The sequence below is a fragment of the Streptomyces sp. NPDC016562 genome (assembly GCF_043076955.1).
Classification (GTDB): domain Bacteria; phylum Actinomycetota; class Actinomycetes; order Streptomycetales; family Streptomycetaceae; genus Streptomyces.
Map to the genome: position 1 here is coordinate 897,283 of NZ_JBIBRZ010000001.1, position 23,160 is coordinate 920,442.

At 72.8% G+C, this 23,160-nt stretch carries 24 protein-coding genes; 17 read left to right on the top strand and 7 right to left on the bottom strand.

What is annotated here, in order from left to right:
• The first annotated feature begins 91 nt into the window (after positions 1-91).
• The 5 genes from ACF059_RS04110 (at position 92) to ACF059_RS04130 (ending at position 4,762) form a co-directional block, all read left to right on the top strand.
• Positions 92-199 carry a keywimysin-related RiPP gene (locus ACF059_RS04110; protein ID WP_158688462.1) on the top strand — a complete coding sequence of 36 codons (108 nt, stop codon included), beginning with the start codon at positions 92-94 and terminating at the stop codon, positions 197-199.
• 152 nt (positions 200-351) lie between these two features.
• Positions 352-2,247 carry a lasso peptide isopeptide bond-forming cyclase gene (locus tag ACF059_RS04115; RefSeq protein ID WP_392051027.1) on the top strand — a complete coding sequence of 632 codons (1,896 nt, stop codon included), beginning with the start codon at positions 352-354 and terminating at the stop codon, positions 2,245-2,247.
• Positions 2,235-2,492 carry a lasso peptide biosynthesis PqqD family chaperone gene (locus ACF059_RS04120; RefSeq protein WP_392051030.1) on the top strand — a complete coding sequence of 86 codons (258 nt, stop codon included), beginning with the start codon at positions 2,235-2,237 and terminating at the stop codon, positions 2,490-2,492. The genes ACF059_RS04115 and ACF059_RS04120 overlap by 13 nt, the downstream gene beginning before the upstream one ends.
• 70 nt (positions 2,493-2,562) lie before the next feature.
• Positions 2,563-2,979 (top strand): lasso peptide biosynthesis B2 protein, encoded by a 417-nt coding sequence (locus ACF059_RS04125; protein ID WP_392051033.1) that lies wholly within the window; start codon positions 2,563-2,565, stop codon positions 2,977-2,979.
• Between the two features lie 16 nt (positions 2,980-2,995).
• Positions 2,996-4,762, top strand: coding sequence for an ABC transporter ATP-binding protein (locus tag ACF059_RS04130; protein WP_392053038.1), 1,767 nt, complete (start codon positions 2,996-2,998; stop codon positions 4,760-4,762).
• A 31-nt stretch (positions 4,763-4,793) separates the two neighbouring features.
• On the opposite strand, the gene ACF059_RS04135 is transcribed toward ACF059_RS04130, so the two are convergent.
• The 3 genes from ACF059_RS04135 to ACF059_RS04145 form a co-directional block, all read right to left on the bottom strand.
• Positions 4,794-6,470 (bottom strand): N,N-dimethylformamidase beta subunit family domain-containing protein, encoded by a 1,677-nt coding sequence (locus tag ACF059_RS04135; RefSeq protein ID WP_392051036.1) that lies wholly within the window; start codon positions 6,468-6,470, stop codon positions 4,794-4,796.
• A gap of 133 nt (positions 6,471-6,603) precedes the next feature.
• Positions 6,604-7,338: a hypothetical protein gene (locus ACF059_RS04140; protein WP_392051039.1), complete on the bottom strand. Its 735-nt coding sequence runs from the start codon at positions 7,336-7,338 to the stop codon at positions 6,604-6,606.
• Positions 7,339-7,516: 178 nt separating this feature from the next.
• The gene (locus ACF059_RS04145) at positions 7,517-7,828 is read right to left on the bottom strand and encodes a hypothetical protein (protein WP_392051042.1); all 312 of its coding nucleotides are present in this window, start codon (positions 7,826-7,828) and stop codon (positions 7,517-7,519) included.
• A gap of 151 nt (positions 7,829-7,979) precedes the next feature.
• Here ACF059_RS04145 and ACF059_RS04150 point away from each other — a divergent pair, with 151 nt between their 5' ends.
• The 5 genes from ACF059_RS04150 (at position 7,980) to ACF059_RS04170 (ending at position 12,710) form a co-directional block, all read left to right on the top strand.
• Positions 7,980-8,768 carry an alpha/beta fold hydrolase gene (locus tag ACF059_RS04150; protein ID WP_392051045.1) on the top strand — a complete coding sequence of 263 codons (789 nt, stop codon included), beginning with the start codon at positions 7,980-7,982 and terminating at the stop codon, positions 8,766-8,768.
• Positions 8,769-8,856: 88 nt separating this feature from the next.
• Positions 8,857-9,813 (top strand): GlxA family transcriptional regulator, encoded by a 957-nt coding sequence (locus ACF059_RS04155; RefSeq protein ID WP_392051048.1) that lies wholly within the window; start codon positions 8,857-8,859, stop codon positions 9,811-9,813.
• 139 nt (positions 9,814-9,952) lie between these two features.
• Positions 9,953-10,951 carry a type I glyceraldehyde-3-phosphate dehydrogenase gene (gene gap, locus ACF059_RS04160; RefSeq protein ID WP_361944499.1) on the top strand — a complete coding sequence of 333 codons (999 nt, stop codon included), beginning with the start codon at positions 9,953-9,955 and terminating at the stop codon, positions 10,949-10,951.
• A gap of 165 nt (positions 10,952-11,116) precedes the next feature.
• Positions 11,117-12,172, top strand: coding sequence for a MerR family transcriptional regulator (locus tag ACF059_RS04165; RefSeq protein WP_392053041.1), 1,056 nt, complete (start codon positions 11,117-11,119; stop codon positions 12,170-12,172).
• 28 nt (positions 12,173-12,200) lie between these two features.
• Positions 12,201-12,710, top strand: coding sequence for a hypothetical protein (locus tag ACF059_RS04170; RefSeq protein ID WP_392051051.1), 510 nt, complete (start codon positions 12,201-12,203; stop codon positions 12,708-12,710).
• Positions 12,711-12,744: 34 nt separating this feature from the next.
• Here ACF059_RS04170 and ACF059_RS04175 read toward each other — a convergent pair whose 3' ends face one another.
• The gene (locus ACF059_RS04175; protein WP_392051054.1) at positions 12,745-14,277 is read right to left on the bottom strand and encodes a glutamate synthase subunit beta; all 1,533 of its coding nucleotides are present in this window, start codon (positions 14,275-14,277) and stop codon (positions 12,745-12,747) included.
• Positions 14,278-14,474: 197 nt separating this feature from the next.
• Between ACF059_RS04175 and ACF059_RS04180 the strand changes: the two genes are divergently transcribed.
• Positions 14,475-15,011: an AAA family ATPase gene (locus tag ACF059_RS04180; RefSeq protein ID WP_392053043.1), complete on the top strand. Its 537-nt coding sequence runs from the start codon at positions 14,475-14,477 to the stop codon at positions 15,009-15,011.
• Positions 15,012-15,106: 95 nt separating this feature from the next.
• Positions 15,107-15,373 (top strand): hypothetical protein, encoded by a 267-nt coding sequence (locus ACF059_RS04185; protein ID WP_392051056.1) that lies wholly within the window; start codon positions 15,107-15,109, stop codon positions 15,371-15,373.
• 492 nt (positions 15,374-15,865) lie between these two features.
• Here the strand turns inward: ACF059_RS04185 and ACF059_RS04190 are convergent, their stop codons facing one another.
• Complete coding sequence (locus ACF059_RS04190; RefSeq protein WP_392051059.1) at positions 15,866-17,080, bottom strand: hypothetical protein; 1,215 nt, start codon at positions 17,078-17,080, stop codon at positions 15,866-15,868.
• A 309-nt stretch (positions 17,081-17,389) separates the two neighbouring features.
• On the opposite strand from ACF059_RS04190, the gene ectA reads away from it, so the two are divergent.
• From ectA to thpD, 4 genes are all read left to right on the top strand, one after another.
• The gene (gene ectA, locus ACF059_RS04195) at positions 17,390-17,959 is read left to right on the top strand and encodes a diaminobutyrate acetyltransferase (RefSeq protein ID WP_392051062.1); all 570 of its coding nucleotides are present in this window, start codon (positions 17,390-17,392) and stop codon (positions 17,957-17,959) included.
• Positions 17,960-18,047: 88 nt separating this feature from the next.
• On the top strand, positions 18,048-19,316 hold the full coding sequence (gene ectB, locus ACF059_RS04200) for a diaminobutyrate--2-oxoglutarate transaminase (protein ID WP_392051065.1): 1,269 nt from the start codon (positions 18,048-18,050) through the stop codon (positions 19,314-19,316).
• A 73-nt stretch (positions 19,317-19,389) separates the two neighbouring features.
• The gene (locus tag ACF059_RS04205) at positions 19,390-19,794 is read left to right on the top strand and encodes an ectoine synthase (RefSeq protein ID WP_392051068.1); all 405 of its coding nucleotides are present in this window, start codon (positions 19,390-19,392) and stop codon (positions 19,792-19,794) included.
• A gap of 78 nt (positions 19,795-19,872) precedes the next feature.
• Positions 19,873-20,775 (top strand): ectoine hydroxylase, encoded by a 903-nt coding sequence (thpD, locus tag ACF059_RS04210; protein ID WP_392051071.1) that lies wholly within the window; start codon positions 19,873-19,875, stop codon positions 20,773-20,775.
• 110 nt (positions 20,776-20,885) lie between these two features.
• On the opposite strand, the gene ACF059_RS04215 is transcribed toward thpD, so the two are convergent.
• Complete coding sequence (locus ACF059_RS04215; RefSeq protein ID WP_392051074.1) at positions 20,886-21,317, bottom strand: GNAT family N-acetyltransferase; 432 nt, start codon at positions 21,315-21,317, stop codon at positions 20,886-20,888.
• A 46-nt stretch (positions 21,318-21,363) separates the two neighbouring features.
• Positions 21,364-22,113 carry an N-acetyltransferase gene (locus ACF059_RS04220; RefSeq protein WP_392051077.1) on the bottom strand — a complete coding sequence of 250 codons (750 nt, stop codon included), beginning with the start codon at positions 22,111-22,113 and terminating at the stop codon, positions 21,364-21,366.
• A 380-nt stretch (positions 22,114-22,493) separates the two neighbouring features.
• On the opposite strand from ACF059_RS04220, the gene ACF059_RS04225 reads away from it, so the two are divergent.
• Positions 22,494-22,985, top strand: coding sequence for a lamin tail domain-containing protein (locus ACF059_RS04225; protein ID WP_392051080.1), 492 nt, complete (start codon positions 22,494-22,496; stop codon positions 22,983-22,985).
• Positions 22,986-23,160 lie beyond the last annotated feature (175 nt).

Genomic DNA, 23,160 nt, shown 5'->3' on the forward strand with positions numbered 1-23,160 from the left:
CGTGGTGAAAGCGGAATGACCGATCTCCGGATCGGAAACCGCCGCATGCGCATGCAGACCGTACGTCCCCCCAGCGAAAAGGAGTTCGACCATGACGTATGAGCGCCCCACCCTCACCAAGGCCGGCAGCTTCCGCAAGGTGACCGGGATCAAGAACACGGGGCCCAAGGACGTCCTCGGCGGCAAGCAGCTCCTCTGACATGAGGGTCCGGCCGCGCCGCTGACCGGCGGCGGCCGGGTCCGCGGGTGGCGGCACCCAGCCGCCACCCGCGGACCCGCCCGCCCGGCCACCTGTCCACCCGCTCAGCCGGTCACCTGCTTCCCGCACATCGCCGACCGAAGGCCGAAGTCTTGGAAGACTCCCTGTCACTCCAGGCCCTGCCCACCTGGTTCGCCGTCCTGCCCGACACCGACGCGGCCGCCACCGTCGCCGCCCCCGCACTCGCCCACGCCGACCAGGCTCTGCGCCATCCCTCCGGACGCCCCTGGCTCGTGGGGCGCTGGACACCCTCCGGCATCGTGGTGGGCGAGTGCGGAGGAACCCGTATCGCCGTGCTCGGCGAACACTCCGTCACCGCCGAAGCCGCCCGGCGCGCCGCCGCAGCCGTCGACGGCACCTCCCTGTCGACGCTCGACCGCATCAGCGCCACCTGGGCCGGCAGCTTCCACCTCGTGGCCAGCCGCGACCGGCGGGTCCGGGTCCAGGGCGGTGTCGTCGGCATCAAACGGGTGTTCTTCACCGACGCCGCTCTCCCGGCGGCCGGCGGCGTCAGCCTGGCCTCCGATCGGGCGGACGTACTCGCCGAACTGGTCGGCGCCCCGCTCGACGAACGCAGGCTCGCTCTCGAACTGCTCACCCTTGGCGTGCCGCACCCGCTGTCGGGCTCCCCGATGTGGAAGGGCGTGCGCGCCCAGCCCGGCGGCCACTATCTGACCCTCGACCCCGACGGACGGGCGCGGGAGACCCGCTGGTGGTCGCCGCCCGAGCCCCACCTGTCCCTGGCCGAGGGCGCCGTGCGCTTCCGGGAGGCGCTGACCGCCTCCGTCGCCACGCGCACCCACGGGCGCGAGCTGGTGACGGCGGACCTGGGCGGCCTCGACTCCACCGCCGTGTGCTGCGCCGCCGCCCGCGGGGACGCGAAGGTCGCGGCGTACACCGCGGCCATCCACGACGAGCTCGGTGACGACGTGTACTGGGCGCGCCGGACGACCCGGGCCCTGGGAACGGTCGAGCACCACGTCGTCCCGGCGGGCGAACTGGCCATGACCTTCGACGGGATCGACGTACTCGACGACCTCCTGGACACCCCCAGCATCCTCACGGTCGACCGCAACCGCCGCATGCACATCGTCGCCCTGGCCGCGGCCCGCGGATCGAGCCTGCACCTGACCGGCCTGGGCGGCGACGAACTCCTCGCCGGAGCGCCCGCCCGCCTGCACACGATGACGGGTACGCACCCCCTCACCGCGCTGCGGGACCTGCGCGGATACACCGCGAAGTACCAGTGGTCCCGCTGGCGCGTGCTGCGCCAGCTGCTGGACCGCCGTTCCTACCGCGCCTGGCTCGGCCGGGTCGCCCGCGACCTGGACGCTCCCCCGGCTCCGGCGGACGAACCGCTGCTCGACTGGTCGGCGCCGCCCCGCATGCCCGGCTGGGCCACGCCCGAGGCCGTGGAGGCGGTGCGCGAGCTGCTCCGCGCCCACCTCCCGGACGCCGAGCCCCGCGGCCGCGGGCACGGCGAGCACCGGGAGATGGCCGCGATGGACGGCATCTCCCAGTGGACCCGCCACATCGGCCAGATGGCCGCCCCGCTGGGCATCACGGTCGCGGCCCCCTACTACGACGACCGGGTGATCGAGGCGGCCCTCGCCGTGCGGCCGCAGGAGCGGATCACCCCGTGGCGGTACAAGCCGCTGATCGTCGAGGCCATGCGCGGCATCGTCCCCGAGGCCAGCCGCACCCGCGGCACCAAGGCGAACGCGACCTTCGAGGAGGAGGCGGGGCTGCGCCGCCACCGCGCCCGTCTGCTGGCCTTGTGCGAGGAGTCGCGCCTCGCCCGGCTGGGTCTCGTCGACGCGAGGGCCCTGCGGGAGTGGTGCCGCCGCGCCCTGTCGGCCGAGAGCGAGAGCTACCTGCTGCACCCGACGGTGGCCTGCGAAGTATGGCTGCGCTCCCGGGAGATGACGCCGTCGCCGAGGCGGCGCCCCCCTGACGGAACGGGAAAGGTGATCCGATGTGCACGCTGAAGCCCGGGATCCTGCTGACCGAGACCGAGTACGGCATGGCCCTGCTCGATCAGAAGAGCGCCGAGTACTGGACCCTCAACCCCACGGCTGCCGTCGTGCTCCGCGAGCTCCTGGACGGGCACGGCGCCGAACGGGCGGCGGCGGCCCTCGTCGAGCGGTACGAGGGCGTGGACACCGAGGTGGCCACCCAGGACGTCATGAGCATCGTCGAGGAATTCCGCTCCGCAGGGCTCATCACGCCATAGCCGGGCGCGGCCGCCGGGCGATCACCTCACCGCCGGCCGTTGGCCGCACCCGCTGAAGGGACACGCACAGATGTCGACCCCGGAAGCCGTTCCCTACCGCCCCCGCTCCGTCCCCCTGGCCCGCCGCCTCGGGGCGCGCGTCGTGATCGGCTGCGCCCACGTGCTGGCCCTCCTGCCGCCCCGGCGGATCCGGGCCGTGCTGGCCCTGCTCCGCCGCGGGTCCCGGCCCGCCACGCTGGCCGAGGCGGAAGCGGCGCGGGAGACGGTGCTCGCCGTGAGTCTGGCCGCGGGCGGGCACAAGGGCTGTCTGCCGCGGTCCCTGGCCACGGTGCTGCTGTGCCGCTGCCGCGGCCAGTGGCCCGCCTGGTGCGTGGGGGTGCGCACCCGCCCTCCGTTCGCCGCGCACGCCTGGGTGGAAGCCGAGGGCACGGCGGTCGGCGAGGGCACGCCGGCCGGATACTTCCAGCGCTTCTTCGCGGTGGAGTGAGCCCGTGCCCCCTGCGATGCGCGCCCTCATCGGGCACCTCCGACCTGAGCGCGGCCGCATGGGCGCGGGCGTCCTACTGGGTCTGCTCGGGAGCGTGATGGGGCTGGCCCAGCCCCTGGCGGCCAAACAGGTGATGGACGACATGGGCCGGGGAAGTCCGGCGTACGGCCCCGTGATCGCCCTGAGCGTGCTGGTGGCGGCGGGCGGAATCCTCGCCGGCCTCGGGCACTACGTACTGGACCGGTCCGCGGAGTCCATCGTCTGCACCGCACGGCGCCGCCTGACGGACCGTCTGCTGGCGCTGCGCGTACCGGTGGTGGAGCGCACCGAACCGGGGGACCTGATCTCCCGCGTCACCTCCGACACGGCGCTCCTGCGGCAGAGCGCCCCCCAGGCGGTCTCGGCCGCGGTCACCGGCACCTTGATCACCCTCGCGACGGTGGTCATGATGGGCCTGCTCGACCCCGTGTTGCTCGGGGTCACGCTCGGAGTGATCGCGTTCGTCGGCGTCGTCGTCGCCGTCGTGTCCCCGCGGATCGGCCGGGCGACCCGGCGTACGCAGGAGGCGGTCGGCCGCATGGGCGCCGCGCTGGAACGAGCCTTGGGCGCCTTCCGTACGATCAAGGCCTCGGGCGCCGAACAGCAGGAGGCCCAAGCGCTGTACCGGGCGGCCGAGCACGCCCGGCGCACCGGTGTCCGCGCCGCCGCCTGGGAAGCGGTGTCCGCGACCCTCTCGACGGTCGTGGTCCAGGTCTGCTTCCTGGTCGTGCTGGGGGTGGGGGGCGCGCGCGTCACCTCGGGCGCCATCGGGGTGTCCACCCTGGTCGCGTTCCTCCTCTACCTCTTCGCACTCGCGCCCCGGATCGGCCAACTGGTGGAAGGCGTCGTCCAGTTCCAGATCGGTGCGGCCGCCGCCGCCCGGATCCTCGAGGTGGAGAGCCTGGAGGTCGAGGGCCTGGGGGTGGAGGGCCTGGAGGTCGAGAGCCAGGACGCGCCGCACTGCGGAACGGGAGGGGGTACGAGCCGGCCGCAAGGCGATCCCCCGCCCGCCCGCGTGTCCTTCCGCGAGGTCCGCTTCGCCTACCGCCCCGGGCTGCCCCTGGTGCACCACCGTGTCTCCTTCACCGTCCCCGGCGGAGGCCTGACCGCGTTCGTCGGCCCGTCCGGCACGGGCAAGACCACGGTCTTCTCCCTCATCGAACGCTTCTACGAGCCGGACGACGGGCACGTCCTGCTGGACGGGAAGGACGTGCGGCAGTGGCCCCTGGCCGAACTGCGCGCCGCCATCGGATACGTGGAACAGGACGCGCCCGTCCTCGCCGGCACCCTGCGCGAGAACCTGACGCTGGGCGCGGTCGACGCCACGGAGGAGGAGCTCCGCCACGCCCTGCGTCTCGTCCGCCTCGAAGCGGTGACGGACCGCCTGCCCCAGGGCCTCGACACCGCCGTCGGCCACCGCGGCAGCAGACTCTCGGGCGGGGAGCGCCAGCGCGTCGCGATCGCCAGGGCCCTGCTGCGCCGCCCGAGACTGTTGCTGCTGGACGAAGCCACGTCGCAGCTCGACGCGGCCAACGAGGCGGCGCTGCGCGACACCATCACCGACATCGCCGGCCGCATCACCGTCCTCGTCGTCGCCCACCGCCTGTCCACGGTCACCACGGCCGACCGCATCGTCGTGATGGAGGCGGGCCGCGTACGGGCGGTGGGCACCCACGCCGAACTCTTCACCGCGGACGCCCTCTACCGCGAACTGGCCACCACGCAGCTGCTGAACGGCCGGTGAGCGCCGGCCGTGCGATGACGAGGTCGAGCCTTCACCTTCGCTCGACGAGCCCTGTCGTGGGGGGTGTGTGCTCGGAGGAGGATGCGCTGGTGTCGCCGTACAGGGCGGCCAGATTGTCCTGGGCGGGCCGGCTCCGCCCGGCCGCCCTCCGTGCGAACGCGCGCAGGACGTTGGCGGTGACCGTGCGCGTGAAGTGTCCCGCGCGTGCGTCCAGGCCGTGGGGGGCCTTGCCGAGCCCGGGCACCCCGGCGTCGAGGGCCTCGACCCAGCGCATGGTGCCGGTGGCGAAGACGGCAGCGCCTCCCGGCAGGGTCAGGTAGGCCGTATCCGCGTACGAGCGCCGGCCTTTGCACGTCACCGGCGAGTGCGCGAGGACCTCGATCGGCCGCGGCGTCGGATGGGAGAGGTTCACCCGGTCGAACTCGATCCCCACCAGGTGGGGGAAGGAGTCGCCGGCCCGCGCGCCGGTGCCCGCCAGCAGCCAGTGGTCCGGGTGGGAGACGACATAGGGGGCGTTGACCGGATAGCCGTCGTAGATCACGCCGAGCAGCGAGCTCTCGGGCTCGGGGGCGGGCTCGCGCCGGAAGTCGTTCGTGGGCGGGAGTCCCTGCTGGAAGCCGGGGTCCTGGGCGTAGTCGCTCTTGTAGCAGACCACGATGCGGTCGGACGCGGTGGAGGAGGCGGCGAAGCGGATCCTGCGGTAGCAGCAGTTCGCACCGAGGACGGCGAGGTTCGTCCCCGCGTCGCGCGCCCGGGTCACGTGGCGGCGCTGCTCGGGACTCCAGTATTCGTCGTGGCCCGGGGACACCATGGCGGCCGCCCCGCGCAGGAGGTACGGATCGCGTGCGACGTCCAGGCCCGTCGTGTACGCGAGCGGAAGAGCGAGGCGCTCGGCGAGCGCGATCAGGGGCGCCTCGAACACGAGGAACTGGCCTGCGCCTTGTCTGTTGGCGTACGGGCGGTCGAAGGAGACCTGGAGGGACCGCGACCCGCTCTTGCCCGTCGAGCCCTTGTAGAGGTCCGCGCCGCCCCAGCGGTTGTACGCCTGCCACGTGGCCACGGCGTTGATCACGACCGTGCGGCCGGCGGTGGAGGAGGACCGGACGGTCAGCGGCACGTAGCGCTGGGCCCGCCCGTCCTGGGTGTCCAGCCGCAACAGGTAACAGCCTTCCGGCCAGCCCGTGGTGTCCACCCTTGCCGTCGGCTCCCACGGAGCGTGCGCCATCCGCGTGCCGGGGTCGATCCTGGCCGGCGGTTGGCGGACACCCGGCAGCGCGGCCGACTTCCAGACCAGGCGGGCCCTGGCGCCGCCGTACCAGCCCATCCGGTACGCGGAGACGGTGTAGGACGCCGAGGTCGTCGACACCCGCAGGGTGAAGGGCTCACCGGGGCACACGCTGACCCGGTCGGCGAAGCCCTCGACGGCGCCCGCCGGCCCGGCCCGGGTGATCCGCCAGTCGGGGGAGCCGGGCAGCGCGTTCTCAGCCTCTACGTCGAGCCCGTGCCCGCGCCGGACGCGATCCGCGGCGGGGTCGGTGACGTCGGCTGAGTCCGCTTCCACCGCGGCCTCGGCGGCCTGCGCAGCCGCGGCCGTCGTGAGGCCGGCGGGCCAGGGCGCGAGCACGGCGGCGGCGAAGCCCAGGAACAGCCGGCGTCCGGGCGCCCTCCGGCGCTCCCCCGCCCCGCCGGGCGGCCCCGTCTCCTCCACGACATCACCCCGAGCGTCGGAACCACATGGGAAGACCGTTCTAACCCATGACGCCCCCGCTCCCCCGCGCGCCACGAGGGCGAGCGGCCGGACGCCGCAACGATCCCGGTATCGCGCTGCGTGGCCCCCCGCGTCAGGCCGGGGCGTCCCAGGCCGTCGTGAGCCCGTCCAGCCACGCGGGCGGCAGCGCCGCGGCGTCCCACTCCTCGCGCAGCTCCTGCGGCGCGGCCACGAGCCGCTCCAGTACGGCGATGCTCGTGGCGGAGTGGAGGAGCGAATAGCGGCCGTGCACGGTGATGGAGCTGTCCGGTCCGTACGCCGCGAACATCCGCTCCAGCCGCGCGCGGTGGGCGGCGACGAACTCGGCCAGCCGTCCGGCGTACCCGGCGCGCCGACGGCGGCTCATCGTGCCGAGGACGGCGGCGAGCACCTCGTCGGTCACCTCCGGGTCCAGCTCCGAGCCCGCGGTGAACGACAGGTACAGAGGGGTGACCGCCACGCGCGCCCGCGCCACCTCCATCCGCCCGGCTCGAGGACGCTCCCCGGCCCCGGCCGGACCCTGCTGCCCGTCCTCCCCCACGACGCGGACCAGGGTCCGCTCGGCGACGGCGCCGAGCCCGTCCAGGAGGCACCCGGCGCCGTCGAGCCAGCCCGACTCGTAGGCCTCGCCCTTGTCACCCGGCACGGTCAAGCCGCCGCTCAGCTCCTCGTGCGCGAGGGCCAGCGCACCCGCTTCCAGGAGCCCGACCAGTTGCCACGCGTCACCGGCCGGGATCCCCGCGCGCGCGAGGAGCTGCAGCAGCGTCGTCCTCGCGTTGTCGACACTGACCTCGTCCGGCCACTGCCGTCCCTCGTCGGCCGCGCTCATCAGTTCCTCCTCATCCCAGGTAGTGCGGGGTGGGCAACGCGTTCGCTGCCCTCTACGGTCCAACGCCCGACGGCCAGGCTGTGCTCCCGTCACCGGACCGGTCTGGCGACAACATCATCACAGGCCGGGGCCGGCGCGAGGCCGAGGACGATCAAAGCCGTCCGGTCAGACCGCCGGGTCAGTGCGCCGGCCGCGCTCCCGCCGTGCCGCACAGGGCGGTGCGCAGGTGGACGAGGGCGTCGTAGTCGGCGATGTCCGTGAACCGGGCCAGCAGGCGGTCGATGAGCACGTCGTCGCCGACTGCGACCGCGCGCACGATCGCCTCGACCGCCTCCCGCACCGCGGGGGACGGCTCCTGAGGACCGGCCGGGGCCCAACCCGGAGCAGCCCGTGGCCCGGTGGGCCACTGCGCCACCTCGACCCGTACACCGCGGGCCGCGCCGAGCCGGGCGCGCACCGGCCTGACGGCGAGCCCTCTCTCCATGGTCATGCACCGATCCTGGACCGCCTGGAAACCGGCCAAACCCCCTCGCCTCACGGAAAGGTCGCAGGACGGGAGTGGTCCGGCGGCGCGCTTTCCGGCCATCGACGTGCCCTCGCGCCCCGTCGGGCGGCCGCGCCTGCGTCGTTAGCATGCGGGGGTGGAGATCCGAGCGGGCCGAGTGCCGGTCCACTACGTGGAGCACGGGACGGGCCTGCCCGTGCTGGTGCTCCACGGCGCCGGCGTCGATCACCGTGAGGCCGAGGCGTGCTTCGAGCCGGCCCTCGACGGCGTCGCCGGGCTCCGGCGGATCTATGCCGACCTCCCTGGCATGGGCGGAACCCCCGCCCCCGAGACGCTGCGCAGCGCCGACGACGTCCTGGACACGCTGCTCGCCTTCGCCGACGAGGTCACGGGCGGGACCGCGCACCTCCTCGTCGGTCACTCGGCGGGCGCGTACTTCGCGCAGGCGATGGCTGCGCGGCGCCCCGCGCACGTCGCCGGTCTGGCGCTCGTCTGTCCCCTGACGGCGGGGCTGCGCGACGTGCCGGAGCACCGCGTCGTCACCGGACCCGGTGAGATGGGTGAGATCGGTGACGACGCATTCCGCAGTTACTTCGTCGTCCACACCGCGGAGATGCTCGAACGGTACGAGCGTTACGTCGCCCCGGCGGCCGCGCTCGTCGACGAGGCGGCGCTGGAGCGGATCGGCGAGCGGTGGGCGCTCACGCCCGATCACACCCCGGCCTACGCGGGTCCGACCGTGGTCCTGGCCGGACGGCTGGACTCGACGGTCGGGTACGCCGGCGCGGTCGACCTCGTCGACCACTACCCGCACGCCTCCCTCGCCGTGCTCGACGACACGGGACACGCCCTGCCCCACGAGCAACCGGAGCTCCTGCGCGCCCTGCTCACCGAGTGGCTCGCGCGCGTCGAGCGCTCGATCTGAACGGAAGCGGTGCGGCCGGGATCCGGCCGGGATCTTCGGAGGCTTCCCCTCCGCCTTCGTGCGCACCGGCCCCGCGTACGCTCGACCCGTGCCAGCCTCCCGCCTCCACCGTGTCGCCGTCCTCGTCCTCGAAGGTGCGAAGCCCCTCGACGTCGGCATCCCCGCGCAGGTCTTCACGACCCGGGCGAGCATGCCGTACGAGGTACGGGTGTGCGGCGCGGCGCCCGGCCTCGTGACCGGCGGCGACGGCCTGTCGTACCACGTGACCCACGGGCTCGACGCGCTCGCGTGGGCCGACATCGTCTTCGTCCCCGGCTACCGCTTTCCCGACCGCGACGACCCGCCGCAGGCCGTCATCGACGCCCTGCTCGCCGCCCACGCCCGTGGCGCGCGGCTCGCCGCCATCTCGACGGGCGCGTTCGCGCTCGCCGCGACGGGCCTGCTCGACGGCCGACGTGCCACCACCCACTGGCACTACGCCCGCGCCCTCGCGGCCCGGCACCCCCTCGTCCGGCTCGACGAGAACGTCCTCTTCGTCGACGAGGGGAGCGTCCTCACCTCGGCCGGCGCCGCCTCCGGCATCGACCTGTGCCTGCACATCCTGCGGGGCGACCTCGGCGTGGCCGCCGCCAACCACGCGGCCAGGCGGCTGGTCGCGGCCCCCTACCGCAGCGGCGGCCAGGCGCAGTACGTGCCGCGCAGCGTGCCCGAGCCGCTCGGCGAGCGGTTCGCCGCCACCCGCGAGTGGGCGCTGCACCGGCTCGGCGAGCCCCTGACCCTGGAGGCGCTCGCCCGGCACGCCGGGGTCTCGCCCCGCACGTTCTCGCGCCGCTTCGCGGAGGACACGGGGTACACGCCGATGCAGTGGGTCATGCGCGCCCGGATCGACGTGGCCCGGGAGCTCCTCGAACGCTCGCAGCGCGGCATCGAGCAGATCGCCGCCGACGTCGGTCTCGGCACGGGGGCGAACCTGCGCTCCCACTTCCAGCGCATCCTGGGCACCACCCCGACCGAGTACCGGCGCACTTTCACCCGGGGCGAGTAGCCGGCCGTCGGCCCGCCAACGCGCGCGCCACCGGCCCGCCTCCCCGGGTGGCGAGATCCTTTTGAACCATGGCGATCACGCCGCTGTCGCGGCCAGGCGCAGGGCGCGAACCTGAGGGCGAACGAAAGGGACATCGCTCATGACTCGCATCGCCATCAACGGATTCGGCCGCATCGGACGCAACGTGCTGCGTGCGCTCCTCGAACGCGACAGCGACCTCCAGGTCGTCGCCGTCAACGACCTCACGGAGCCCACCACCCTCGCGCGGCTGCTCGCCTACGACACCACCTCCGGGCGGCTCGGCCGGCCGGTGACGGTCGACGGAAACGTTCTCGTCGTCGACGGCCACCGCATCACGGTGCTCGCCGAGCGGGAGCCGGAGCAGCTGCCGTGGGCCGAGCTCGGCGTCGACATCGTGCTGGAGGCCACCGGCCGGTTCACCTCGGCCGAGGCCGCCCGTGCCCACGTCAAGGCGGGTGCCAGGAAGGTGCTCGTCAGCGCGCCGTCCGACGGCGCCGACGTCACGCTGGCGTTCGGCGTCAACTCCGACGCCTACGACCCGGACGCGCACACGATCGTCTCGAACGCCTCGTGCACGACCAACGCGCTCGCACCGCTGGCCGCGGTGCTCGACGACCTCGCGGGCATCGAGCACGGTTTCATGACGACGGTGCACGCCTACACGCAGGAGCAGAACCTGCAGGACGGCCCGCACCGCGACGCCCGTCGGGCCCGCGCCGCCGCCGTCAACATCGTGCCGACGACGACGGGCGCCGCCAAGGCGATCGGTCTCGTGCTGCCGAACCTGGAGGGCAAGCTCTCGGGCGATTCGATCCGCGTGCCGGTGCCGGTCGGCTCGATCGTCGAACTGAACACGACCGTCGCCCGCGACGTGACGCGCGAAGAGGTCCTGGAGGCCTACCGGGCCGCGGCCGATGGCCCGTTGGCCGGTGTGCTGGAGTACTCGGACGACCCGCTCGTGTCGTCCGACATCACGGGCAACCCCGCCTCGTCGATCTTCGACTCGGAGCTCACCCGCGTCGACGGCCGCCACATCAAGGTGGTCGCCTGGTACGACAACGAGTGGGGCTTCTCCAACCGTGTGATCGACACGCTCACCCTCCTCGCCACCCGCTGACGAGAGGGCCCCGGCGGATGACGCCGGGAGCACGGCTCGCAGCTCCGCGGGGCCGCCACCCCGTCCGGTGGCGGCCCCGCGGCGCGTTCGGGGGCCTCGGCGCCACGAAGTTGACCTTCGAGTGGGTTGAAGCCCAATGATGGCGACGTGCCACATTCCGAGTTGATGCCCATCGGGGTCTTCGCCCAGCGCACTGGTCTGACCTCCAGCGCGTTGCGGTTCTACGCCGACTCCGGGCTGCTGCCCCCCGCCGAAGTGGACCCGGTCTCGGGTTACCGCTACTACGCCGCCGACCAGGTTCTGCGGGCCACCGCGCTGCGGCGGCTCCGCGAGATCGCCATGCCCCTCGCCGCGGTCGAGGCGGTCCTCGACGCCGGGGCCGACGAGGCGGCGCGGCTGATCGACGCGCACGTCGCCAGGATCGTCGACGACGCGGCGGCGGCCCGGCGGAAGGCCGCCGCCCTCAAGTCCGCGCTCGGCGGCGAGCTGCCCGGTCTGCTGATCGCCGTGCTGAAGGGGCCCGTGCTCGCGGATGCGGTCGAGCAGGTCCTGACCGCGACCGCGCACGAACCGGGGATGGCGGTGCTCGCCGGCCTCCACATCGAGGCACGGGCAGGGGCGCTCGCCCTGACGGCGACCGACCGGTACCGGCTCTCCACCCGGACCCTGGTGCCGGCGCGGCCGACGGAGCGGACGTGGGCCGGCACGATCGACGGCGACGACCTGCGGGCGGCTGCCGCCACCGTCCGGCGCAGCGCGCTGGTCCGCATCGAAGCGGTGCCGCACGGAATCCGGCTGCGCATGCCCGAGCGTGCGGACCGGCACTGCCGGCTGCTGTCCGAGGACTTCCCCGACCACCGGCTGATGCTCGCTTCCCTGGGCGAGGTCGGCACCCGCGTGACGGTCCCGAAGGACCTTCTGCTGCGCGCTCTGGAAGACCACCCGGGCGACCGCGTCACGCTGCACGTCTGCGCCGACGGAGTGACGGTTCAGCCCTCGCACGACGACGGCCCATCTGTTCAGCTGCCCGCCGCCGTGACGGGCACGGCTCTCCGGATCCGGTTCGAGATGACCACGCTCTATCCCGCCGTGAGCACCGCCATCGGTCCCGACGTGATGGTGGACCTGCGAGGACACGACGGACCCGTCACGATCCGCTCCGCCGACCGCGGCGATCTCACCACCCTCGCCATGCCCGTCGCATGCGCCCCCTCTGCCTGAGCCCGAGACCGACCACGAGGAGCACGTCATGCCCGCCACACCCGCCAGTCCGGACCCGACCATGGAAGCCATCGCCCAAGCCGTCGCCGAAGGCCGTTCGGGGAATACTCTCTCCGCCCGCCAGAAGCTCCTGGAGCTGTGGTCGGCGCTCGGTGTCACCGGCGACCCGCTGCACCGTTGCTCACTGGCCCACTACCTGGCCGATCTGTACGAAGATCCCGCCCAGGCCCTCGCCTGGGACGTCCGGGCCCTGGACGCTGCCGACGCGGTGACCGAGCAGCGGGTCCAGGAGCACCACGCCGGCCTCCACATCGCCGGGTTCTACCCCTCCCTCCACCTCAACCTGGCGGACGACTACCGCCGGCTCCAGTCCTTCGACGCGGCCACCGAGCACATCAACGCGGCCAAGGAGCACATCCCGCACCTCCGCCAGGACGCCTACGGCGCCCACCTGCGTACCGCCGTCGACGAGGTGGCGGACGCAATCTCCCGACGGGACACCACCAAACGCCCCTCCGCCCCCGGCCCCGCGGCATGACACGGTCCTCGCCTGGCCCTCCCCTGGACCTTCCCTAGAAGTTCCCGTAGCGCATGCGCCCCAGGGCCGTCATCGGGCGGTCGTGGGCGGCCACCGGCGACGGGAGGCAGGTGGAGCCCGTGAGGTAGCGGTCCACCGCGGCGGCCGCCGCCCGGCCCTCCGCGATGGCCCACACCACCAGCGACTGCCCGCGGCCCGCGTCGCCCGCGACGAACACCCCGGGCGCCCGCCCGCCGGCCGCCGCGAAGGCGGCGTCCCGCGCGTAGTTGCCGCGCTCGTCGAGCTCCAGCCCCAGCTGCTCGCGCAGGCCACCGGCCCGTTCGGGACCCGAGAAGCCGAGGGCCAGCAGGACCAGGCCGGCCGGCAGGGCGCGGTCCGTGCCGGCCAGGGGGCTGCGGCCCACCGGCTCGACGGCGCTCAGGCGCAGCGCCCGTACCCTGCCCGCGGCGTCCCCCTCGAAGCGGAGGGTGGCACAGGAGAAGAGCCGGGGGTCGCGGCCCTCGCGGCCCCGGGCCTCCTCGTGGGCGTGGGAGATGCGGTACGTCCTCGGGTACACCGGCCAGGGCTCGGCGTCGGTCCGCTCCGGGCCGGGCTCGGGATTGATGTCGAGCTGGACCACGGAGACCGCGCCCTGCCGAAGGGCCGTACCGAGGCAGTCCGAGCCGGTGTCGCCGCCGCCCACGACGATCACGCGTCTGCCCTCGGCGCTGACCGGCGATACGGGGTAGTCGCCCTCGCGGACCCGGTTGGCGCAGGTCAGGTACTCCATGGCCTGGTGCACTCCGAGCAGCTCGCGGCCGGGGACCGGCAGTTCCCGGCGTTCGCCGGCTCCGGTCGCGACGACGACGGCGTCATACCGGCTGCGCAGTTCGGCCGCGTCGGCGCCGGCCGCGCCGCCGATGTCCGTACCACCGCCGATGTAGGAACTCGTGACGAACACGGTGCCCTCGGCCCGCATCTGCTCGATCCGGCGGTCCAGGTGGGTCTTCTCCATCTTGAACTCGGGGATGCCGTACCGCAGGAGTCCCCCCAGCCGGTCGGCCCGCTCGTGGACCGTGACCGAGTGCCCGGCCCGGGTCAACTGCTGCGCCGCGGCCAGTCCGGCCGGACCCGAGCCGATGACGGCCACCGTCTTGCCGCTGCGACGCTCCGGCGGCCTCGGCGCCATGTAGCCGCGTCGCGCGCCCTCGTCCGCGATCGCCTGCTCGACGTTCTTGATGGTCACCGGGTCGGCGTTGATCGCCAGGACGCAGGCGTCCTCGCAGGGGGCCGGGCAGAGCCGGCCCGTGACCTCCGGGAAGTTGTTGGTGGCGTGCAGCCGCTCGTACGCCGCGTGCCAGTCGCCGCGGGCGGCGTACGCGTTCCACTCGGGTATGAGGTTTCCCAGGGGACAGCCGGTGTGGCAGAACGGAATGCCGCAGTCCATGCAGCGGTCGGCCTGCCGGGAGACGAGCGGCAGCTGCAGCCGGCCCGCGTAGACCTCGCGCCAGTCGCCGAGCCTCTCCTCCACGGGGCGGGGCGCAGCGGCCTCGCGGGGGATCCGGAGGAAGCCGAAAGGATCGGTCACGCACCGCCTCCCTGGGATCGTTCGCGGCGGAGTGCACGGCGCGCACGGTGCTTGCCGTGCGCGTTCTGTGGCGGTTTCGACCAGATTACGCCGTCTGGGTGGCGACGCCCCACCGGGAGAGGTCCGGTGAGCGAGCGGGCGCGGAAGGTGACGACGGGCCCACGGGGGCGGCGCGGGCGGCTAACGTGGTGCGGATGATGGTGGGCACCCCGGACACCCGGCTCGTCGTACTGCGCGGGAACAGCGCCTCGGGCAAGTCCTCGGTCGCGGCGGGGGTGCGCGAGCGCTTCGGCCGGGGCCTGGCCCTGGTCGGTCAGGACGTCATGCGCCGTGACGTGCTGCGCGAGCACGACCGCCCGGACGGCGCGAACATCGGCTTGATCGACACCGTCGCGCGGTACGCCCTCGACGCCGGCTACCACGTCATCGTCGAGGGCATCCTCTACGCGGACCACTACGGCGGGATGCTCGCGCGCCTGCGCGCCGATCACCGCGGACCGACCCACGGCTACTACCTGGACGTGCCCTTCGAGGTGACGCTCGCCCGACACGCGACCAAGCCGCTCGCGCGCGAGGTCTCCGAGGCGGACCTGAGCTCCTGGTACCGGCCGCTCGACCTGCTGCCCGGCGGCGTCGAGACGGTCATCGGCGCCGCGAGCACCCTCGACGACACGATCGGACGCATCCTGCGCGACGTCGGCCTGGCCGGCCCGCCGGGGCGGAGGGAGCCCTGACGGCGCGTCCGGCTCGCGGCCAGGCCGGTGATGATCTGGTCGCGTTGCGCCGCGCGGGGACGGGTTATGCGGGTCCGGCAGACGACACTGGACCCATGAGCGAGCACCGCTTCACCCACGAGGACGACAGCGCCGGCTTCCACCCGACTGCTGCCCGCACCCCCCGCTACCCGCACAGCCTCCGCTACGAGAAGCCGGCGGGGGCGGCCCGGACCAGTGCCGAGGGGCACACCCTGCGCGCTCTGTCCGACCTCACGGTGGTCACCTGCGCCTGCGGCCTGACGACCCCGGCGCTCCCCAACGACGACGCGCGGCTCCTGTACGAGCAGCACCGCAACGTCATCCGTGACGAGATGGGCTAGGCGGCGTGCGTGCCGCACGGGGTCGACCCCCGTCCTCCAGCAGGCCGCCCCGGGCCCAGCTGGAGGTCCTGCGGCGCGCTGTGGTGCCGGCCCGGGCCCAGCCCTTCGCATCAGCCGTATCAGTCGATCCTGGGAGTTCGGCTACGGCCGAGTCGGTACTGAAGTCGGCCTCCGCGACCATGGCGCCCAGTGCCACGCCGGACAGACCGGCGATGATGCCGAGTTGCACGGTCAGTCGCTCGGCCCCGTCCCCGTCGCCTGCCAGGAGCCGGTACGCGTTGCGCGCTATGGAGAGCCCGAAGCGGTCTTGATCCCGGTGTACGCCGCGTGCCAGGCGACGACCCCCACGAGCAGCATCGAAAAGGCCCCCCGCCACCGTCGCGATCGCGAGCAGAAACTGCGTACGCGGATACGGGGCGCGACCTCAGCGAGAGCTTCGAGACCCCGCTGGTACCCGACGCACTGCGGAAGAGACTGGCCGCAGACGGGGCCTCAGTCCTGCCAGTAGAACAGCAGCGTGTGGACGTCCAACGGGTCGCGCCTGCCGAAGTAGTACACCCCGAGGCCGGTGACCTCGATCGAGCCGACGGCCTGGTCGATCCAGCGGAAGCCCGCTGATTCGAGGGCGCCGCGGACCGCCGGATCGTCGTTCTCCTCGGCGGCGAAGCGGCCGAGCGTGCTGATGTGCACCTCGCCGCCGCTCTCGCCGTAGCCGATCACGTCGTAGGTTCCGTCCCCTTGGCGGTGAAAGTCCCCGCAGGAGACCGGCGGCTGCGGCGCGAGGCCCGCCGCGGTGAGGGCGGTCGTGGCCCGGCTCAGCCACTCGGCCGGGTCGCGGCCGGCCGGCGGCTCGGTGCACAGGGCCTCGATCCGCCACCGCGGGTCGCTGCGCTCGGCGCACTCGTGCCCGTACTCGTGGACGATCGCCGCGCGCACCTCCTCGTCCAGCCCGGGCACCTCGACGCGGGGCCGCCCCAGCGCCTCGTACAACCTGTGGGTCTCGGCGGTGTCACCGGTCAGGCGGTGCAGCGCGTACGCGGCCCACACCTTCGCCTCTTCGGTCGGCGCCTCATCGAGGTAGCGGCGCAGCCGTTCGGGATCGCTCTGCAGCGTCTGGGCGAGGTACGCGACTCCCCGGTCGGGGTCGGCGAGCGCGGTGGTCACGTCCTCGTCGGCGTGATGCCGCAGGCGGACGGCGACGGCACGGTCCTCGGGCCGGTCCGTGCCGAGGGCGGCCAGCACCGCCTCGGTGCCGTAGCGGGCGGTGAGTTCGTCCAGCCCCGCCTCGCCGATCGCCCGCCGGTGGCGCCACGGGCTGAAGGCGAGCGTGGCCAGGGCAGCAGCCGCGGTACGGTCGCCGAGCCTGCCACGGGCCTGGAGGACCGCCTCGGTCATGCCGTAGGCGCTCTCCTTGAGCCGGTCCTCGTGCCGCAGCCAGGGGAGCAGCTCGGACCGGTCCGCGAGGAGGTCCAGCAGGGCGACGCGTACCGAGCCCGCGTCATCCGCGTCCTGGACGCATGCGATCAGCTCGGCCACGCGCTGCTCCGGAACCCGGCCGGTCAGCGCCTGCGCGCAGGCGGTGCGGCGCCACCACGGTTGGGCCGCGTCGACGGCGCACCGCGCCAGGGCGTTCGCGTCGTACCGGGCCAGGCCCTCGGTGTCGGTCCGCCCGGCTTCGGGGCTCAGCGTCTCGATCGTCGTCGGCATCCCGGGATGTTACTCGGCCGCGTTCGACGCTCGACGGTCGCCTATAACCGCGCAGGTGCGATCGAAACCCCTGCATGGCCGAGGAAGACATCACATTCAAGTGGAAAATATGAGACAGGGCAAAGGCGTTATGCGTTCGTTACTTCACAGAGGGTGGGGTGGAGATATCCGGATTTTTCATAGATCTACGGGCGCATTCTCGGCGCTCGCCGCCCACGGGAGGGCGTCCGCATATACCACGAGCGACGCCCGCGTCGTAACCCCTTAGGGCCATGCAATATGCGCCATGTCTGGGTAACTTCGGCCCGCATGACTGCTCATGCAGAACTAGCCCGACACAGGAAGACTCCGCTCCCCACCGCGGCGACTGCGACCGCCGCGACCGCCGTGACGACGCACATCGACCGCCCCCGCCCAGGTGACGGCCCCCAGCTGTGGCGCCTCGCCCGCGACTCCAGGACGCTGGACCTCAACTCGGCCTACAGCTACCTCCTCTGGTGCCGTGACTTCGCCGGCACCTCCGCCGTGGCCCGCGACCCGTCCGGGCGCGCCGTCGGGTTCGTCAGCGGATACCTGCGGCCCGACAGCCCCGGAACCCTGCTCATCTGGCAGATCGCCGTCGACGCATCCGCCCGCGGTCGGGGAATCGCCGGTGCCCTGCTCGACGGTCTCTCCGCCCGCGTGGCGGCGGAGCAGGGACTGAGCGCCCTGGAGACCACCATCTCCCCGGACAACCGCGCGTCGCAGCGGCTGTTCGCCTCGTACGCCGCACGGCACGGCGCCACGCTCACGCGCGAAGTGCTGTTCGCCGCCGATGAGTTCCCGAACGACGGGCACGCCCCGGAGGTCCTGCACCGCATCGGGCCGCTCCACTTCTGATGCCGGTGGCGCACCCCGAGGCCCCCTCACAAACATCACGCTATCCCGGTAACGAACACGAACACCCCACCCCCATAGGAGAGTTGCCTTGACCATGACCGAGCCGGTCCTGTCCGTCTTCGAGACCGTGGAGTCCGAGGTGCGCAGCTACTGCCGCGCCTGGCCCGTCGTCTTCGACCGCGCCACGGGAAGCCGGCTGTACGACGAACACGGCCGTAGCTACCTGGACTTCTTCGCGGGCGCCGGGTCCCTGAACTACGGCCACAACAACCCCCTCCTGAAGCGGTCCCTGCTCGACTACCTGGAGCGGGACGGCATCACGCACGCGCTCGACATGTCGACGACGGCCAAGAGGACCTTCCTGGAGACCTTCCGGTCGCACGTCCTGGAACCCCGCGCACTGCCGTACAAGGTGATGTTCCCGGGCCCCACCGGGACCAACGCCGTCGAAGCGGCACTCAAGCTGGCGCGCAAGGTCAAGGGCCGCGAGTCGGTCGTCTCCTTCACCAACGCCTTCCACGGCATGTCCCTCGGCTCGCTCGCCGTCACGGGCAACGCCTTCAAACGGGCCGGCGCGGGTATCCCCCTGGTCCACGGCACCCCGATGCCCTTCGACAACTACTTCGGCGGCAGCGTCCCCGACTTCCTCTGGTTCGAGCGGCTGCTGGAGGACCAGGGCTCCGGCCTCAACCACCCGGCGGCGGTCATCGTCGAGACGATCCAGGGCGAGGGTGGCATCAACGTGGCCCGCGCGGAATGGCTGCGCGCCCTCGCGGACCTGTGCCGGCGCCGCGACATGCTGCTGATCGTCGACGACATCCAAATGGGCTGCGGCCGCACCGGTGACTTCTTCTCCTTCGAAGAGGCGGGCATCACCCCCGACATCGTCACGCTGTCCAAGTCCATCAGCGGCTACGGACTCCCCATGTCCCTGTGCCTGTTCAAGCCCGAACTGGACCTGTGGGAGCCGGGCGAGCACAACGGCACCTTCCGCGGCAACAACCCGGCCTTCGTCACCGCGACCGCGGCCCTGGAGGCGTACTGGGGCGACGGCGTCCTGCGCGAGCGGACCCTCGCCCAGGGCGGCCGCGTCGAGAGCGCGCTGCGCGCCCTGGGCGACGAACACGGCCGGCTGGGCGCGGCGTACCGGGGCCGCGGTCTGGCCTGGGGCGTCGAGTTCGCCCAGAAGGAGCGCGCCGCCGAGGTGTGCCGCCGGGCCTTCGAGCACGGTCTCCTCCTGGAGACCTCGGGACCCGAGAGCGAGGTCGTGAAGCTGCTCCCGGCGCTCACCATCAGCGGCGACGAGCTCGACGAGGGCCTCGACATCCTCGCCCGCTCCGTCCGCGAAACCGCCTGACCGGCACAGGCACCGGCACAGGCGCCGCCACCAGCACCCGTACCAGCACCCGTACACCACGAAGGGCACCACCATGATCGTCCGCTCGTTCCGGGACATCGAGGGAACCGACCGCCACGTCAGGGCGGCATCCGGCACCTGGGAGAGCAAGCGCATCGTCCTGGCCAGGGAACGCGTCGGCTTCTCCCTCCACGAGACCGTCCTGTACGCCGGCACCGAGACGTCCATGTGGTACGCGAACCACGTCGAGGCCGTGGTCTGCACGGAGGGGCGGGCGGAGCTCACGGACGAGGAGACGGGCCGGACCTACACCATCACGCCGGGGACCATGTACCTCCTCGACGGCCACGAGCGGCACACCCTGCGCGTGCAGCAGGACTTCCGCTGCCTCTGCGTGTTCAACCCGCCCGTGACCGGCCGCGAGGACCACGACGAGAACGGCGTGTACCCGCTGCTCACCGAACCCGACCCCAGCTGAGGCGCACAGACCCGCGCCCGCACAGACCCGCGCACGATCAGACGCGCGCACGCGCAGAGAGGAGAGGCAGGCACCACCATGACCTACGCATCCACCCGCACCGTGAAGGACCTGTATCCGACCAGGGGCACCGAGGAGGTGCTCACCGGCCGAGTGGACCCCGTCGTCTGGTCCGAGCCCGGCACACCGGGCCCCATCTGGGCCCACGAGCTGGAGAGCTTCGAACGCGACGGCTACCTGTCCGTCGAGGAGCTCATCACCCCCGATGAGGTGGACGTCTACCGGGCCGAGATGGACCGGCTGCTCCGTGACCCCTCCACGCTGGCCGACGACCGGTCCATCGTGGAGCCGAAGTCCCGTGAAGTGCGCTCCGTCTTCGAGGTCCACCGGATCAGCGAGGTGTTCGCGGCCCTCGCCTCCGATCCGCGCGTCGTGGGGCGCGCGCGGCAGATCCTGGGCTCGGAGGTGTACGTCCACCAGTCCCGCATCAACGTCAAGCCCGGGTTCGGGGCCAGCGGCTTCTACTGGCACTCCGACTTCGAGACCTGGCACGCCGAGGACGGGCTGCCGCACATGCGCACCGTGTCGGTGTCCATCGCGTTGACGCCGAACTACACGACCAACGGCGGCCTGATGATCATGCCCGGGTCCCACCGGACCTTCCTGGGCTGTGCCGGTGCGACGCCGGAGGACAACTACAAGAAGTCCCTCCAGATGCAGGACGCGGGGACGCCGTCGGACGAGGCTCTGTCGAAGTTCGCCTCGGCGTGCGGCATCAAGCTCTTCACCGGCGAGGCGGGCTCGGCCACCTGGTTCGACTGCAACGCGATGCACGGCTCGGGCGACAACATCACGCCCTACCCGCGCAGCAACGTGTTCCTCGTCTTCAACAGCGTCGAGAACCGCCCGTCGAAGCCCTTCGCCGCCCCGGTGCGCCGCCCCTCGTACATCGCCGCGCAGGACTTCACCCCTGTGGGCTGACCCGCCCGGCACGCCGATCCCGGCCCGACCCGACCCGGCCCGTCAGGGGCGGGCCGGGCCCGGTCCTCCGCGCGTGTGCCGAGCGCGGGCACGTGCCGAGCGGGGGCGTGTCACTGAGCGCCCAGGGTCATCCATCGCTCGGGGTTCTCCAACGGCGTGAAACCGACCTGTGCGTACACCGCGTGCGCGTCCGCGGTGGCCAGCAGGACGCGCCTAAGGCCGTACGGGGCGAGGTGATCGCGCACCGCGGTGACCAGCGCGGTCCCCAGCCCCTTGCCGCGCGCCTCGGGGGCGATGTACACGTCGCACAGCCAGGCGAAATCGGCGTGGTCGGTCACGACCCGTGCGTAGCCGAGCTGCCTGCCGGAGGCCCGCTCGTAGACGCCGAAGTTGAGGGAGTTGGCGATCGCCCGGTCCTGCTTCTCCCGGGACCGGCCGCGGGCCCAGTACGCGTCCTGCGCCAGCCAGTGATGGACCAGGTCGGGATCGATCCGCGCGGTGTCGGTGGATATCTCGTAGTCGGCGGGGAGCTCGGTAGTCATGACCGCATCCAAGCATTCCCGATCGCCCGGCCACCGCTGATTTTCCCTAGGCCAGCGAGTGCCGCACCCAGACGTTCGGCTCGACGTAGACCGCGTAGCCCTGCTCCGGTGCGCAGTGGACCGGGGTGAGGGCGCCGGGGACGTGGACCGGGCCCGGCGCGTCGAAGGGGAGGCCGGTCCATGCGCGCCACTGGTCGAGCGAGCCGTTGACCGTCATCGACAGCGGGGCGACGGAGTCGACGACTCCGCCCGCGCGGACGTGCACGCGCAGCCACGGGTCGTACGGGAGGCCGTCCTGCCGCGTCCGGTACGCGTACTCGTGGATCGAGGTGTCCGGTTCGGCGGACTTGGCGCTGGGCCGGACGGGGGCGACGGCCTCGGTGAAGCCGCGGGCGCGGGCGTTGTCGCGCATCGCGGCGAGCATGAGCCCGGACAGGCCCTCGCCCTGCCGGTCGACGGCCACGCTGATCTCGATGGCGCTCACCGTGTCGGGCCGGATCCCGCGCCGCTGGTCGGAAAAGGCCCACATCAGGATGCGGTCCCAGCCCTGGGCGGGCAGCACCCCGTCACGGCCCGGCGCGTGCTGCGCGAACGGCAGGCTGAAGCCCCGGGCCACCACCGCGTCGCCGTCGGTGGCGATCAGGACGTACTCGGGGAACTCGGCGACCATCCTCGGGTACAGCAGCCAGGCCAGCGCGTCGTGCTGGGCGAAGTCGGGCCACGAGTCCGCCATGTCCCAAAGCCGCCCGGCCAGTTCGGGACGCTCGGCCAGGGTCGTGATCACGATGTCGCTCATGCGGGCAGGTTAGGTCGCTCCGTTTCCGGCCTCAACCGCTTTGAACGTCGTCGCGCTGAGCGCGCTCACCGCTGGGGGCGCGTTCCTTGCTCGGTGCGTTGTTACACGGCCTGGAACTCGTTCGGCGCACTCCACCCCCCTGGCGTGAATGAACTGCTTATGTGGCCGAAACCGCCCTGCACTGACAGTGACCGGACCGCCGCCACTCCCCTGCCGCCGCAGGTCAACTGGTCATTGACCCATGCATCTTGCAAGGGAGAGTTACGGACATGTCCGCATTGAGCAACACACGTCCAGGGTCGTGGCGGTTGGCGGCGCATGCGGACCAGAGTGTGGCTCCCGGCAAAGACGCCGGAACGACCGTTGAAGGAGTCATCCGCATGTCTGCTTCTCACACCACCCGCCGCGCCCTCGCCGTCCTCCTGACCGCCGGCACCCTGGTGGGCGCGGCCGCCCTCCCGGCCGCCGCCCACGACGACGACCGGCACGGCCACCGCGGCCAGCGCTCCTCCCTCGTCATCAGCGATGTCCACACCAACACCCGCGGCCACGACAGCGACCGCGGCCGCGACTCCCGCGCCCTCAACCGCGAATGGGTCGAAATCAAGAACACCGGCCGCCACGCCGTCGACCTCCGCGGCTACACCCTCACCGACAGCGACGGCAACCGTTACCGCTTCGGCCACCTCCGCCTCGACGGCCACTCCAGCGTCAAGGTCCACACCGGCGCTGGACGCGACACCCACCGCGACGTGTACCAGGACCGCCGCCACCAGATCTGGGACGAGCGCGACACCGCCACCCTCCGCGACGACCGCGGCCGCACCGTCGACACCGAGACCTGGGGCCGCCGCGGACACCACCACCGCTAGCCCAAGCCGGCAGCCACACCATCGGGGGCTGTGAGCTGCCGACCCACCCCGGTCGTGGGGGGGGGGGGGGGGGGCGGCCCGGCCCCCCCCCCCCCCCCCCCCCCCCCCCCCCCCCCCCCCGCAACGGCGCCTCACCCGGCCAACAGCATCCGCACCAACGGCACCACCGCATCCG

What these genes read in the sequence shown, in the direction of transcription:
- ACF059_RS04110 (WP_158688462.1), top strand. Translation starts at nt 92, where the DNA reads ATGACGTATGAGCGCCCCACCCTCACCAAGGCCGGCAGCTTCCGCAAG.
- ACF059_RS04120 (WP_392051030.1), top strand. Translation starts at nt 2,235, where the DNA reads ATGTGCACGCTGAAGCCCGGGATCCTGCTGACCGAGACCGAGTACGGC.
- ACF059_RS04125 (WP_392051033.1), top strand. Translation starts at nt 2,563, where the DNA reads ATGTCGACCCCGGAAGCCGTTCCCTACCGCCCCCGCTCCGTCCCCCTG.
- ACF059_RS04130 (WP_392053038.1), top strand. Translation starts at nt 2,996, where the DNA reads ATGCGCGCCCTCATCGGGCACCTCCGACCTGAGCGCGGCCGCATGGGC.
- ACF059_RS04140 (WP_392051039.1), bottom strand. Translation starts at nt 7,338, where the DNA reads ATGAGCGCGGCCGACGAGGGACGGCAGTGGCCGGACGAGGTCAGTGTC.
- ACF059_RS04145 (WP_392051042.1), bottom strand. Translation starts at nt 7,828, where the DNA reads ATGACCATGGAGAGAGGGCTCGCCGTCAGGCCGGTGCGCGCCCGGCTC.
- gap (WP_361944499.1), top strand. Translation starts at nt 9,953, where the DNA reads ATGACTCGCATCGCCATCAACGGATTCGGCCGCATCGGACGCAACGTG.
- ACF059_RS04165 (WP_392053041.1), top strand. Translation starts at nt 11,117, where the DNA reads ATGCCCATCGGGGTCTTCGCCCAGCGCACTGGTCTGACCTCCAGCGCG.
- ACF059_RS04170 (WP_392051051.1), top strand. Translation starts at nt 12,201, where the DNA reads ATGCCCGCCACACCCGCCAGTCCGGACCCGACCATGGAAGCCATCGCC.
- ACF059_RS04180 (WP_392053043.1), top strand. Translation starts at nt 14,475, where the DNA reads ATGGTGGGCACCCCGGACACCCGGCTCGTCGTACTGCGCGGGAACAGC.
- ACF059_RS04185 (WP_392051056.1), top strand. Translation starts at nt 15,107, where the DNA reads ATGAGCGAGCACCGCTTCACCCACGAGGACGACAGCGCCGGCTTCCAC.
- ACF059_RS04190 (WP_392051059.1), bottom strand. Translation starts at nt 17,080, where the DNA reads ATGCCGACGACGATCGAGACGCTGAGCCCCGAAGCCGGGCGGACCGAC.
- ectA (WP_392051062.1), top strand. Translation starts at nt 17,390, where the DNA reads ATGACTGCTCATGCAGAACTAGCCCGACACAGGAAGACTCCGCTCCCC.
- ACF059_RS04205 (WP_392051068.1), top strand. Translation starts at nt 19,390, where the DNA reads ATGATCGTCCGCTCGTTCCGGGACATCGAGGGAACCGACCGCCACGTC.
- thpD (WP_392051071.1), top strand. Translation starts at nt 19,873, where the DNA reads ATGACCTACGCATCCACCCGCACCGTGAAGGACCTGTATCCGACCAGG.
- ACF059_RS04215 (WP_392051074.1), bottom strand. Translation starts at nt 21,317, where the DNA reads ATGACTACCGAGCTCCCCGCCGACTACGAGATATCCACCGACACCGCG.
- ACF059_RS04220 (WP_392051077.1), bottom strand. Translation starts at nt 22,113, where the DNA reads ATGAGCGACATCGTGATCACGACCCTGGCCGAGCGTCCCGAACTGGCC.
- ACF059_RS04225 (WP_392051080.1), top strand. Translation starts at nt 22,494, where the DNA reads ATGTCTGCTTCTCACACCACCCGCCGCGCCCTCGCCGTCCTCCTGACC.